This is a genomic window from Taibaiella koreensis (genome assembly GCF_003545715.1).
Lineage (GTDB): Bacteria > Bacteroidota > Bacteroidia > Chitinophagales > Chitinophagaceae > Taibaiella > Taibaiella koreensis.
Window position 1 is genome coordinate 1 of sequence record NZ_QVNU01000012.1, and the last position, 12,902, is coordinate 12,902.

A 12,902-nucleotide genomic window follows, 5' to 3' on the forward strand; every position below is an offset into this window, starting at 1 on the left:
ATTTAGCCGTATATTTGAGCAGCCGCTGGCGCAACCTGAGCTGCGTGCCCTGCGGCAATATCTTCTTTGACAAGCTGAACGTAGAAGTAAGCAAAGGCAACCTGCTGGAGGAGACCCATTACTACCCGCATGGCCTGCCCATCAAGCCGCTGAGCAGCGTGCAGGCGCCTGCGGGTGGCTACCGGGACAACCGCCGCAAGTACCAGAGCAACGAATACATACAGGACCTGGGGCTGAACTGGATGAGCTTTGGGGCCCGGCAGTACGACCCACAGATAGGGCGGTTCTTAAGCGTGGACCCATTGGCCGATGCCGAAGGGCAGCAGATCTTCTCGCCTTATGCTGCCATGGGCAATGCACCGGAGAGTATGATCGATCCTAATGGGACATTTGCATACGTGAAGGATTTTGGAAACACAAAAGCTGAGGCAATCAGTATGCTGGACGCAATGTTTGGCAATGGCAACTATAAGGTTGATGAAGCAGGCGATGGCCGAATTGATATTACCAATCCGGTCGGCGCCTCCGCAGCCTTCCAGGCATTTATGAACACGACAATTGGTGGTGGCGTAGCGGCTGTTACACAAATGGCAGTTAACGCAGGTCGATCTATCCTGCAAAACTTCTACAATCAGGGTATGAACGTTATTGTAAGTTTCGGCAAAAATGCAGTAGGAGATAACACCGTCACTGATTTTGAATGGAGTCAAAATTTGGCAGAGACTGAAATCGTTTCAGATGGTTCAAGTAGTACCATTTACGGAGATGGGACAAGGGTGATGCAACAAAAGAATGATGCGTCAAGAAAAGCGTCAATAGAGAGAGCCTGGCATGCGGCAAAGAGATTGGGGTATATGCCCCCAAATCCAGAAGCGGCGGGAATAACGATAGGAGCAAATATGTTTACCGGAACAGGGGGTAGTTGGGCGTTGAACATAGGCTTTGTTGGTAACAAACTGGCGATCTGGCAAACAGCGGGAGCTGGATTTGGCACTCCGGATGCGAGCACAACATTTTCGGTTTGGGCCGCTGAATATACAGGGGAAGGCTCGCCAACTTTCGAATCTGTATTAGGTGAAGGAGATTCTTTCAATGGTACAATCGAAGTAGGTCCCGTGGGAGCGGCGGTCTCATATGCTCGAGGTTTTGATAATACTGGAAGTCCAGTTTGGCATACGGGAAGTATCGGTATAAGTTTTGGACTGCCTTTAGCACCAATAAAAGGATCTGTTAATTATCAACGTACACAATCTACTAAATAGAGAGATAATACTATTGCTTAATGAAAAACTTGCTTATTGTTCTTCTGCTGCTCACAATTTCAAGTTGCTGCTTGGATTTCGCGCGAGCAATGAAAATGATTGTTAAACCCTATAACTGGGAAGGAGAAATAGTCGCTATTTTTCGTGATAGTACAGATAGAATGATGCCGAAAGTAGCCTTTAAACATGGAGATACAGCTGTCATCTATGCATATGAAATGTTCGGCATGTTGCAGCTTGGTGATTCTGTTATTAAGAAAAAGGGAAGTCTAAAATATATACTCAAGAGGAAAGGTGAACCAGCGAAGGAATTTTATCCCAAATGCGATGGAGTTGAGATAAAATAATTTTTCATTATAGGCCAATTACAAACCAGACAGCAAACTTTCTTATAGCGCCTCTTTAATAGGGAAGCAGAGTAGAGATGAGTTAGATTGTTGTACCGTTGTAAGCGCGGCACTTTTCACCCTTAGCTAGTAACGCAAGCCTCGAATCTGTTTTGAAAAGGCTATGATCTTAAATATATTTTATTTTCTTTAATATTTATCGAGCATTGTCGTACCGTTCGAGCTTTAACTGTGGCCCTTTTTCCCTGAAATGCACTGAATTTGATGCCTAGCTTAGCTTATGAGTGTAATCAAAAAGAACTGGAACGAAAAAATTACGTGCATTTTTAATCAATATATAAAAGGACAAACGGAGAGCCATGTTTAAGATCAATAGAATAGATTTATCTCTTATTGTAATATTCACATTTCTCGTATCCAGTTGCCAAGTAACTGGCACCTGGACCGATGGCAACATCGATCCCAAGATCGAAGATGCTGTTGAACAGGTCAACATACGTGCCGTTAATAGTCTGCGAGAAAATAATCCAGACGCGCTTGTTTCACTTTGCAGCGATCCATTATTAGCCGTTGCTAATAAACAGGCCTTAACCAACCTGGTACACGCGGCTCATGAGATAATCCTAGTCAAGTCGCGATTTGAAATCAAAAAGCGGTTTTATATGAAAACGACCGCCAAGGGTGCACTAGTTAAAGTTGCTTCGGGAGCAACAAGCGATCACAATTACGAAATCACATTCAGAACCAACACTACTGAAACGATGGTTATGGTTGGCGAATTTACGAGTGCTTACCAAACCGTTCTTCTCCTGGCCGTCTATGGAAACTACAACAGTCAATGGAAGCTGAATATTCTGAAGGTGGGCATAAATAAGTTACTATATAAAGACGCTATTGCCTGGTACAAAGAGGCCAGATCCTCCTACAACTCCAGCGATACCATTGATGCATTCAATAAACTGTCCATCGCCAATAAGCTGCTTAAACCCGGCGGTGAGTATTGGACTTATGACAAGGAGAAGGAGATTCGGGAATGGACTGCGAATATGCAACAGGTGACCGGCAAACGGTATCACTTTCCTGTAGCGCTTGTGGTCAACCGGCTCCCAGTAAGCATAATTGGCATCAGCCCGCAATTTTTGTATAATTACTATCCAGAGATTACTTATGTAAGCACGCTTCCGTTAAGTGATACGAAGGCGCAGGAAAAAGAGTGTGATAGTGTTCATCACCTGGCGCGGAAGATCTTTCCGTATCTTGCCAGGAACAACGACACCATTTTGTACCGGGCTTTTAATGATGCACCCAAGACGGGTAAAGAACAAAGCTATGGCTTCGCCCGTGCTACCAGGTTCTAGGCTATCTATTGCCCCTCCTGCTCGTAGCGTCTCGCTACGACCTGCTTTAGATTATAGGGAATATGCTATTTCTGCGAGCGCGTTACCGTATGTGTCCGTTACGCTTTCGCCTGTGCACCAAGCACCCGTCTTTTTAAGCTAAACGATAATAGTATGTTCATGTTTTATAGCGGACTCCGGGTGCAATTAAAGGTATTCATAACTACAAAAAAATGACTGTAATTAAACCCGGGAAGCTCGAGATGATCCCAATACTTATCATACTTCTGCTACCCCCTATTGCAGTAATTTGCTTAATGGGCACTGAGCTACTGAATTTGGTGAATTGCGCATGCTAGTCGGAGTATACTGTTTAATCTTTGGCGTGATGCTGCTTAAAGACTATAAGAACTTATATCTCTATACTGATACTTTAGAAATAAACTACACGTACTGGCCTTTTATTAAGCCTTCAAATAAATTTCAATTAAAAAGTATTCAGGAATTTAAAGTTGTCAAATACTCTTTGCAAACAAGACTATCAACTGCGGTCTACATATCCTGTGTTGCAGGTTATGACATAAAGACAAAAAGGATATCTATGAGAGTAGAAGGCAAGCGAAGTGAATTTCAACTTTTGCTTAATGACCTTAGAGAAAAAGGCGTCTTGGTAGAGACTGAAGGTGATTATTGGAAATAAATTCAAAAGGATAGCACACTCCGCTGGCGCACGAACTCCTTCGTGCGTCAGCAAAGGAAATTTTCTTTACGGCGGTCAATTGATTTTGGTGCTGGATTACCAGCGGGACCTGCGCCAATAAATGTATCAGCCAGATAAACAATGCCTGGATTTTACACGATCTCCGGGAAAATAGGGACATGAAAAAAGTAATTATATTTATTGGATTTTTAACGCTACTTGGGTGCTTTATATTTGTGGGCATGATTTACCAGAATAATAAAGTAGCAGAAGAATTTGATTTATTTTATGCCAGTTCTTTGTCTGGAAGAATAGTTAAAACTGACAAATACTCCAGAGGAGCAAATTTTGTTCTTGATAATAACCCAAAGCAATTAACCTTTTATCCCTACATTGACAAAACGTCAAACAACAATAACGTATTTCAGTATTTAGCCAAGCCTGGAGATAGCATCTATAAGCCAGCCTATTCAGATAGGCTATTATTGATCAAAAGCAATAAGGTCTATGCGTACACTTTTCAAAAAATAAAAAATTAGATATGCCCCCTGCTGGCGCACAAAATCTCTCGTGTGCTACTAAGAAAAACAACCGATGCTTTCATTGCACATTGGTTGTTTTGTATGTGGATTTGTGTATTAGCGAGGAGTCACTGCTATCGGAGATTATTTTTAGTCCTTTTCTCGCAGGAGGCGATATCGATGGTTATCCTGCCGTGTCTCGTTAATTTACAAACATGATCACAAGAAAAACAAAAAGAAAACTTAGTATCGGCGTTCTCTTAATTGTCATAATTATTATTGGTTATAGTAGTTACTGGTTTATTTCATCGTTTGGTTTAGCCGTAAATCTACTGCAAGAAGATGATCCAAGTACGAAACAGATAAGCGAAGAATATAAAAGCCTTTTTGCTACTTCGGCATACACCAAGCTGAGGGTAGAACATACCTATAATAGCAAAGTAAGAAGCCCAATTACGCTTATTGATTATGATTCAATTTACAGTATACTTATTTACAAAATAAGTATGAATTCCAAAGCTGGTCTGTCCAAAATATTATTCTTGGAATATAAAGATGCAGATCAGAGCCCGAATATTGCTTACAGAGGAATACCCTACAGTTTCATGTTTAAGTACAAAGCGGGCAAAGAATCCAGCGCGACACAATTGTTTTTAACAATAAATGGCGACTCCATTCGATCTCTTTTTCATAGTGACACCTTAGTAAATTATGCAGCAACTTTCGAAGATTTATCCATCAGTTATACCAAGGATGGGATAAAGGAGATCTATGCAGTCTCAGATGACGCTTTCATAAAAACTAAAATACCTATTAATGTTCTCTTTTTAAAAAGAGGGATGACAATTTACCTCTTTTTCTTATCGGTAAAGGTGCATGGGAAAAGCATACCAGACAGCTTACTTTACAACTTGATAACCGGAATAGAGAAACAGATACGCTGAGTTCTTAACTGGATTTGGCTTTGTCCCTGATGGCACGCGGAAAGGACTTGTGCCCCACCTGGGATTCTGGCCAATATTTATACACAACTGGAGTAAGAAAGATTTTTGGTTTGTAAAATTTTTGGAAAAAATCATGAAAAATAAGATATCCAAGTCGGCTGGTTTTATTGCTGCGGTCCTGGCGATTGGCTTTATTATAGGCAGTTTTGTATACCTATCAATAAAAGAAAAACAAACGAATAAACAATTTTATAAAATGGAGATTAAGGCCATTGTGATAAAACGTAGCGATTGGCAAAAGAGATCGATAGACTTTTATTTAAACAACGGAACTCATTTGAATTTTATAGCTCCCGCGACGGGTAAGCTTGAGATAGGAGATTCTGTTCATAAAGCGAGGCAAACTTTTAACTACAGCGTTTTTAGAAAAAATGTCGATGGTGTATATGCAATAGCTGGAAATTACAATTATATGAAGATAGAATAGTCTCCGCTGGCGCACGCGCCCTCGCGTGTGCCTCAAGAGAAACAACCGACACTAAGATATGGGTTGTTTTTGTACATGGATTTATATGCCTAAAAATCGTAGATCTCCAGATCATGAAGGCGATCTCTTACATTGAGGGAATAGCTTTCTTTTAATGCCAACATCTTTTTCAGCGGGAAGAGATCCTTCCCTTCGCAAGCTGCGCAAGTTTCGTTCAGGATAACAATGGGGTGTCTACAGTTGGTGCTAATGTTAAACCATAAACATCATATCGTGCTGACATCTGCGGGCACCATGGAAGCATCTAAATACCTTTGAACAACTTAAGACATTTCCGTAATAGGTGCAGATGCTTTTTCAAAAAAATCGAAAACTAATGGATTTAAAATATCTTTTTGTTGCATTAGTAGCACTCTGCTCTTGTCAACCTGATCGAAGCAGTAAGAACCAAATGATGAATAGCAATTTTGCGAAGAAGTATAATGATGCGTTTTTGAAAGATAGCCTAATCAAAAAAGTGACTATGGCTGGAGACACCAGCGCATATGAAGAGTTATATTACACGTTTACACTAAGCGACCATAAAAAAGAATGGTTTTACTATGCTTTTGAAATGGCTCATAATTTCGATTATCCCAGAGCATATTTGCACTTATATTTTATATTAAAAACAGATTCCGGGAGTCAACAGAAGACTAACCAGCTAGCCAATTATTATCTTTTAAAGGCGTATGAAAAAGGAATTGAAGATGCCAGGGATGAAATTGAAGAAAGGTTGGGCAGACCTTCAAAAATACCAAGTTCTATTGAATACTTAAAATCATTTGAATAGCCTTGTGCTTAGGATTCGTACACCAGCGTGTGGACTACTACGGAGACCACGGCTCCCATACAACTAGTGTTATGACAAAGGCCATTTTAATTTCAACGATACTGTTGTTTAAAGGACTTCAGTTATTCTCTCAACAGTCTGACAACGATTCATTCAATCTCAAACAGTTTAAGGCCTGCTGGAAGCTAAAGGATATGGTTTATGTGGCCAATGGAGGACGCTACGGTCAGGAGGAGGCGGAAAAATTATTCGTAGGTAAGATAGTTTGTTTTAATTCAAACCCACTCCATATTTTAGATGATACAATCGTCAATCCTCGCTTCAGGATCGTAAAAGAAAAGACTCAGCAATTTACTGTCAGAAATTTCCAGGTATATAAGGATATTTCAAAATGGTTCAAAATAAGCAAGGACTCAATTTATGTAGTCTATATGACTTCAGGCATTAGCATAACGAATAACCCGACAGCAAAAATAAAGCGAACCAAGGCCTATGCCTATGAATTTGCTTACGATGGTGATTATCTATTTTTCCCATTAAATGGAAGTTTATTTCGCTTGAGTAAACTGGAAATATCGGATTTCCGAAGCGAGCGATGAATAGCGGCTTTTGCTAACCCATCAATGTCCCCGCTGGCGTACGCGCCCTCGCGTGTGCCTCAAGAGAAACAACCGATACTAAGATACGGGTTGTTTTCGTACATGGATTTATATGCTTAAAAATCGTAGATTCCAGATAGAGATTGATTGAGAAATAAAAAAACGCTGCTAAGAAAAAATAACTATGAAATTAATAACGATATCTGTGGTGCTATTTGGATTCCTATCTAATGCTACAGCACAAAAAACGGATTTTATCGTTTGTACTTGGGTCGTAGCCGAAGGTGCCCAGGTTTACAACATTATTCTTAGTGAAAATAATCGAACTATAGACTCGCTTTACAATCAAATTGAACAGAGTAGTTTTCACAAGTACACACACGTACGGCAGTATATTGTAAGCACAGGAGCCCTTCAATACATTTCTGAATACATTACTGCTCATTGCAATTCCGAAACCAATTTGTCATCTAAAAGTCAGGATGAATACCATATTGGCTACCGGATAAATAAGGATGCCCTACAATGTTATATAGAAAAAAAGGATCGAGCAATTCCTTATTTCAAAAGTCTTATTGATTGGATAAAAAAATCAAAATATTCTAGCGAATGTGCAGGGTTTGTATCTTCTCTAAAGCAACATTACATCGAAGGAAAAGGTTTCCCTTATAACAGGCTTGACCAGGTTACATTTGAAAATACGTTAAAGAGGAAAGGGCAAAGCAAATAAGAAAGAGCCATGTGGTTAACCGCGGAGTTCGCCAAGCCGTACGCAAAGGGCGCAGAGCGGCTGGCACAAAATGTTTCATCAGGCGCTAACTTTACTGTAAAAGGGAATAAGCCGGTGGCTAACAGCGGATATAATCTGCTCCCCTTCCGGGCAAGTGGACGCGCATAGGATACCGTGTTTCGTAACGAAACGATGGGCAAGACTTTTTATAAAAAAGCAACATCTAAAAACACGAAATGATGAAATCAATAGAGGAGATCAAATCAATGCTGGTGAAAGAATTGCTTCGAAGGTTGCCCGGTATAGCATCGAATACAAAAGCGCCTGACTATTACAACGAGCTGCTGGGAGATACCTCTTATTTGTTGACAGGTTTGCTGGGGCTAAACCTTCGAGAGCAGTTTTCAGATTGGCCCTCACAAAATTGGATGGACGATAGTCTTATTACAAAGGTGGCATTACAAGATAAAAAAATGGCGCTTTGGGGTGAAGCCATCTGGGGTGTTATGAACGATACGGAACAATGGGTTGATCCGCTTTATTTTGAAATGGAACTTGATGAAAGCAAAAGTAATTATACAAGCTATACTTTTTTATTTTCCGATCTTGAATACAAAGCAATACCCTATTCTTTTTTCAAACATAATCGCTCTTACTGGCAATCGACAAAAAGAAACTGGAAATATAGGATTTGCGAAGGGGTAAATGAGCAGTGAATAGCGGCATTTGCTAGCACATCAATGTTTCTGCTGGCGCACGAACCCTTTCGCGTGCCCCAAAAGAAACAACTGATGCTTTAGTGCATGGGGTGTTTTCATACATGGACTTTTATGCTTAAAAATCATACATTCCCAGGTAGCATGATTGAGACATGAGCAGGGAGAAATATAGAGCAGCGCTATAAATTACTCAGATGGTAAAAGACTATGAAAGGCCTTCAAGATTACTACAAAAGATGGACATGATGAAAGTCTTCTCCGGCAAGTGTGTGTTGCTGATTCCACTAATCGTTATTTTAATTTCTAATTCCTTTGTCTTGGTGTTCATTCCCTTTAATAGCTTTTCCTTATTTGAAATGCTAGGGGTTTGCATCAGCATTTTACTTTTAGATGTCTTTTGGCTATTTCTTGGATTGAGACCTTATAAAACTTTTGATCTTAAGGAAGATACTTTAGATATAAGCTACTCTTTTTCCAAAATTTTTAATCCGGTTTTGTTCTCATCAATTAAAGAAATAGCGGAAATAAAAATCGTGAAATACGCAATGCAAGGTAAAATTCCGCCAGTCATGTATATTAGCTATTTCCACACCAAGACGGTAAAAAAGAAGAGGATATTTTTTAGAGTAGGAGATAAAAAACGGGAATTTCAAGTCTTAATTGATACTTTAAGAACCAAAGGGGTTAAAATTGAATGCGAAGGTGATGTATGGTTCTAAGTATTCTCCCAGCTGGCGCAATCAAGGATCCTAACCTCAAAATTTGAAATAATTTATGGAAAAAGTGATCGGTTTAATGCTTTTGCTATTACCGTTAGCGTCTCGTGCCCAATATATAGAAGTTAGCAGATTTAACTACAATAAAGAAAGGATATACACTACTTACTACATAAGTGCAGATTATATTAATTTGCAACGTGTTGTTGACACAAGTAAATTAGAAGACAGGTTAAATAAAGAAATAGCAATCGTTTGTGACAGCGATTATAAAAAGATCGAAAAGTTTTTAATTTCTAAACATCCTTCGATAAATGAGCCGTTGAAAAATAGCCCCTACCAAATTGTTAAAGCAGATAAAAATGGGAAAATATCTGGCTATAATTTGAGCGTAAGCGCTACATATGACTTGTTTGAAGAAATGAAAATTTTTGTCAATAAGAATATTTCCGGACCGGGTAATTTACAATTGAATAAAATAATTGATTATTTCCTTTGTGAATAAATTCCAGTTGCCCTTGCTGGCTTACGATTCTCCACTAGGTCGTAGCCTCGTGCTACGACCTACTTTATTAAGATATCTGGCGCGTGCTTATTTCTGCCAACGCATTATTGCGCGTGTCCTTTACGCCAAACGGGTAAACGAACGGATTCGTGTGCTAACCTGAGAAGAAAATTTCATGAAAATAAAGGAGTTGTATTATTATACTTTTTATAAGTTTTATAGACTTATAAATTCATCTTCTGTTACCAGGGGGAACGCTAAGTTTAAGGCAATATTGTTATTAATAGTGATAGAGAGTTGGGTTGCTTTCTCCTTTATTAATTATTATGATTTGCTGGTTTTACAAAAGCAAAGGCATATCTCAAGCGCATTAATAGTCTCACTAATCGGTTTTACATGGTTCATTAAGTGGTTATTCTTTATTAGGAACGACAATTGGATTAAATACGTTGAAAGATTTGATCAATGGCCTCCCCAAAAGAACCGGAAAGGTACCTTGATAGTAATGCTGGTAATAACCCTTTTGACTTTAAATTTCATCATTCCATTTTATCTTAATCCTCCACCAGGTCGTAGCGTCGCGCTACGACCATTATTAGATTACAGGGCGCATGCTATTTCTGCCAGCGCGCTAGCGCATGTGTCTTTGCCCGCTAGCGCACGGCTCCTTTCGTGTGTCGTATACCAATGATTTTTTTAACAGGAAGAGATCCTTCCCTTCACAAGCTGCGCAAGTTTCGGATCAGAATGACAGCGTGATGCTTACAGCCGAGGGCAAGCACAAAACCATAAACACAGTTCATGCTGATATCTGCGGGCGCCATGGAAGCATCTATATGCCTTTGGGCCCCACCGGCAAGGGTATTGTTCGAGGCCAGTGCCAAAAAATGTTGCCGTTAATCGCGTCAAACGGTTCTTCTTCTTCCTTACCGGATCACCAGCCTTGCCGCCGTTGCCACGCCGTCTGCTGTTTGTAGCCTGGTCGTATACACGCCCTGGGGTAGATGGCTCAACTGTATCGATAGCTCTTTTGTTCCCTTTGCTATAGCTTGCGTATGTACCTTTCTACCGCTCATGTCGTATACCTGCAGCGTGGCTGCAGCTGCTACAGGCTTTGCCATTTGTAACCTGAAGTTACCATTGCCGGGGTTGGGATAGAGGCTGTAAGTATTGTCCTGTACCGGCTGTACGATGCCTGTAGGCGCCGCGCTGCTGGTGTCTGTAAGCGCCCATAGCTCCTCGCCGAAAGCGTTGTCGAAAAAGCCCCTGAAGTATAGCGTATCGTGATAAATGAGGAAATTGCTGCTCTGTAAAGGATCTTCCAATGAGGCGCCGGGCGGCGCTATCATCTTTGTACCGGCTTCGGTGCCATCGCTTACCGCCAGCCGCTCATCGAAGATGGATTTGGTAAAAATAAAGTACAGCTTCTCCTTATACACCTGGAATCTGCCCGGGTTTGATGGAACGCTGCCGGGATTCAGGTCTTTTACCATATGGGTATTGGCGACGGTACCGTCGGTTACCCATAGTTCGGTACCCGCCATCGGCTCCCGGGCTGAGAAATATAGCTTGTCTTTATAGATCACAAAATTGCCGGGCAAGCTGTAGTCATTTCCAGGATTAATGTCTTTGAACAGCTGGGTGCCTGCGGTGGTGCCATCCGTTACCCATAACTCAATACCTTTCGTATCGTTACCGCTACTAAAGTAGAGCTTGTCTTTATATTCAAAAAAATGGCAAGGCCCGGAATTAGACGGTCCCGGATTGATATCTTTTAGCATTTGCGTACCGGCAACGGTGCCATCTGTTACCCATAACTCATTGCCGTTAATGCCATCGTCGGCCGAGAAACAGAGCTTGCCCTTGTAGAGCGCAAAAGAGACCGGCGAGGAGCTTTCGGTACCGGGATTAATGTCCTTCAGCATGCGGGTGCCTGCGGCGGTACCGTCGGAGGTCCACAGTTCGGTTCCGTTGCCGGCGGTAGTAGCCATAAAAAACAATTTACCGTTGTACACTTTCATATCCAATGGGTAGGATGGATCTGCACCCGGGTTAATGTCCTTTACCATCATGGTACCGGCGCCGGTGCCGTCGCTTACCCACAATTCACCGCCGTGCACGCCATCGTCGGCCATGAAAAAGATCTTCTTATTATACACGGTAAAGGTTTGTGATCCTTCAAAGGCTGCTATCAGGTCGGTACCGCAGCCCGTGGCGCCGGGCCCTATATCTTTAACCAATTGCGTACCTGTGGCAGTACCATCCGTCGTCCATAGCTCGGTACCGGTGGCATCTGTAAAGGCCATGAAAAATAATTTATTATCGCAAAGTGTAAATTCCTTGGGTACGGAAAATTCCGATACGCCCGTATTCAGGTCTTTAAGCATATTGGTTCCTGCAGCTGTGCCATTGCTGGTATACAGCTCCAGGTTGTATCCCGATTTACGGGCACTCATAAACATCTTATCCTGATATACAACATACCCTGATGGGCTTGCATTGCCGTTGTTGGGGAAGATATCCACGCACCGGAAAACCTGTTGCGTCTGTGCAGTCAGCGCGGAGAAAAACATCGTTGTCAATAGGGCAGGAATTTTCATATTGGTCTTATTTTCCTGGTAAGACATGGGTAGAACAGATGCTGTTGGGCAAAAGGTTTTAGCATTCTTGCTCTTTTATCATGAATAAAAGAATGACTCCTACCCAGGCTTCCCCGTATGCATACCGCTATGCTAGTCATTCCGAAATTCCATTTGGCGGTAATGGCTCATTTTTCCCTGGGCTTAAGCGTTCAAACCTATTGCTTACGAATACACCTTATATGATCCTGATTATACTGGTTATACCTTTTAATGTTTACTTGCCTGGCTTTAGGGAGGAGTGGAAAAGCCACGTGAAAGCATTTGACAAATGGGCCAAACGGAGCAATAGATTGGGCAGTTGGATTGTCTTCAGTATTGTTATGCTATCTTTATTGAATTTTTATTTTTCTTTGTATCTCTTTTACCAAATATAGCCCCTGCAGGATCGCATACCCATAAAATTCTATAAAGTGAGAAAAGTTGAGATCGTCCTTATATTGTTATCCGTGACGGCAATAATTTTAAGATGCTTCGCCATTGAAGGTGGTATTTTACTGACTTTACTTTCCTTTTCGCTTCTTTCCATTTTCTATCTTTTGGGAAGTTTCCTGCTTCTAAATG

The 12,902-nt window shown here is 41.1% G+C and carries 13 protein-coding genes; 12 read left to right on the top strand and 1 reads right to left on the bottom strand.

Annotation, left to right across the window (positions count from 1 at the left end):
* The 12 genes from DZK30_RS24980 to DZK30_RS25040 form a co-directional block, all read left to right on the top strand.
* Positions 1-1,262 (top strand): RHS repeat domain-containing protein (locus DZK30_RS24980; protein ID WP_205529566.1); only part of this gene is annotated, 1,262 nt, incomplete at its 5' end.
* Positions 1,263-1,282: 20 nt separating this feature from the next.
* Positions 1,283-1,609, top strand: a complete 327-nt coding sequence (locus tag DZK30_RS24985; RefSeq protein ID WP_118976937.1) for a hypothetical protein — start codon at positions 1,283-1,285, stop codon at positions 1,607-1,609.
* Between the two features lie 359 nt (positions 1,610-1,968).
* On the top strand, positions 1,969-2,967 hold the full coding sequence (locus DZK30_RS24990) for a hypothetical protein (RefSeq protein ID WP_118976938.1): 999 nt from the start codon (positions 1,969-1,971) through the stop codon (positions 2,965-2,967).
* 858 nt (positions 2,968-3,825) lie between these two features.
* Complete coding sequence (locus DZK30_RS25000; RefSeq protein ID WP_118976940.1) at positions 3,826-4,185, top strand: hypothetical protein; 360 nt, start codon at positions 3,826-3,828, stop codon at positions 4,183-4,185.
* A gap of 197 nt (positions 4,186-4,382) precedes the next feature.
* Positions 4,383-5,111 carry a hypothetical protein gene (locus DZK30_RS25005; protein WP_118976941.1) on the top strand — a complete coding sequence of 243 codons (729 nt, stop codon included), beginning with the start codon at positions 4,383-4,385 and terminating at the stop codon, positions 5,109-5,111.
* A gap of 133 nt (positions 5,112-5,244) precedes the next feature.
* The gene (locus tag DZK30_RS25010) at positions 5,245-5,598 is read left to right on the top strand and encodes a hypothetical protein (protein ID WP_162903452.1); all 354 of its coding nucleotides are present in this window, start codon (positions 5,245-5,247) and stop codon (positions 5,596-5,598) included.
* A gap of 376 nt (positions 5,599-5,974) precedes the next feature.
* Entirely contained in the window at positions 5,975-6,430 is a 456-nt protein-coding gene (locus DZK30_RS25015; protein WP_162903453.1) for a hypothetical protein, read from the top strand.
* Between the two features lie 71 nt (positions 6,431-6,501).
* Positions 6,502-7,029, top strand: coding sequence for a hypothetical protein (locus DZK30_RS25020; RefSeq protein WP_162903454.1), 528 nt, complete (start codon positions 6,502-6,504; stop codon positions 7,027-7,029).
* 184 nt (positions 7,030-7,213) lie between these two features.
* Positions 7,214-7,759 (top strand): hypothetical protein, encoded by a 546-nt coding sequence (locus DZK30_RS25025; protein ID WP_118976945.1) that lies wholly within the window; start codon positions 7,214-7,216, stop codon positions 7,757-7,759.
* A gap of 236 nt (positions 7,760-7,995) precedes the next feature.
* The gene (locus DZK30_RS25030) at positions 7,996-8,475 is read left to right on the top strand and encodes a hypothetical protein (RefSeq protein ID WP_118976946.1); all 480 of its coding nucleotides are present in this window, start codon (positions 7,996-7,998) and stop codon (positions 8,473-8,475) included.
* A 245-nt stretch (positions 8,476-8,720) separates the two neighbouring features.
* Positions 8,721-9,197 (top strand): hypothetical protein, encoded by a 477-nt coding sequence (locus DZK30_RS25035; protein WP_162903455.1) that lies wholly within the window; start codon positions 8,721-8,723, stop codon positions 9,195-9,197.
* Between the two features lie 55 nt (positions 9,198-9,252).
* A complete protein-coding gene (locus DZK30_RS25040) occupies positions 9,253-9,699 on the top strand; it encodes a hypothetical protein (RefSeq protein WP_118976948.1) in 447 nt (148 codons plus the stop codon).
* Between the two features lie 926 nt (positions 9,700-10,625).
* Here DZK30_RS25040 and DZK30_RS25050 read toward each other — a convergent pair.
* Positions 10,626-12,299, bottom strand: a complete 1,674-nt coding sequence (locus DZK30_RS25050; protein ID WP_162903456.1) for an ELWxxDGT repeat protein — start codon at positions 12,297-12,299, stop codon at positions 10,626-10,628.
* Positions 12,300-12,902: the final 603 nt, after the last annotated feature.

Coding starts and splice junctions, on each gene's coding strand:
- DZK30_RS25000 (WP_118976940.1), top strand. CDS start 3,826: ATGAAAAAAGTAATTATATTTATTGGATTTTTAACGCTACTTGGGTGC.
- DZK30_RS25040 (WP_118976948.1), top strand. CDS start 9,253: ATGGAAAAAGTGATCGGTTTAATGCTTTTGCTATTACCGTTAGCGTCT.
- DZK30_RS25030 (WP_118976946.1), top strand. CDS start 7,996: ATGATGAAATCAATAGAGGAGATCAAATCAATGCTGGTGAAAGAATTG.
- DZK30_RS24990 (WP_118976938.1), top strand. CDS start 1,969: ATGTTTAAGATCAATAGAATAGATTTATCTCTTATTGTAATATTCACA.
- DZK30_RS25035 (WP_162903455.1), top strand. CDS start 8,721: ATGATGAAAGTCTTCTCCGGCAAGTGTGTGTTGCTGATTCCACTAATC.
- DZK30_RS25010 (WP_162903452.1), top strand. CDS start 5,245: ATGAAAAATAAGATATCCAAGTCGGCTGGTTTTATTGCTGCGGTCCTG.
- DZK30_RS25005 (WP_118976941.1), top strand. CDS start 4,383: ATGATCACAAGAAAAACAAAAAGAAAACTTAGTATCGGCGTTCTCTTA.
- DZK30_RS25020 (WP_162903454.1), top strand. CDS start 6,502: ATGACAAAGGCCATTTTAATTTCAACGATACTGTTGTTTAAAGGACTT.
- DZK30_RS25050 (WP_162903456.1), bottom strand. CDS start 12,299: ATGAAAATTCCTGCCCTATTGACAACGATGTTTTTCTCCGCGCTGACT.
- DZK30_RS25015 (WP_162903453.1), top strand. CDS start 5,975: ATGGATTTAAAATATCTTTTTGTTGCATTAGTAGCACTCTGCTCTTGT.
- DZK30_RS25025 (WP_118976945.1), top strand. CDS start 7,214: ATGAAATTAATAACGATATCTGTGGTGCTATTTGGATTCCTATCTAAT.
- DZK30_RS24985 (WP_118976937.1), top strand. CDS start 1,283: ATGAAAAACTTGCTTATTGTTCTTCTGCTGCTCACAATTTCAAGTTGC.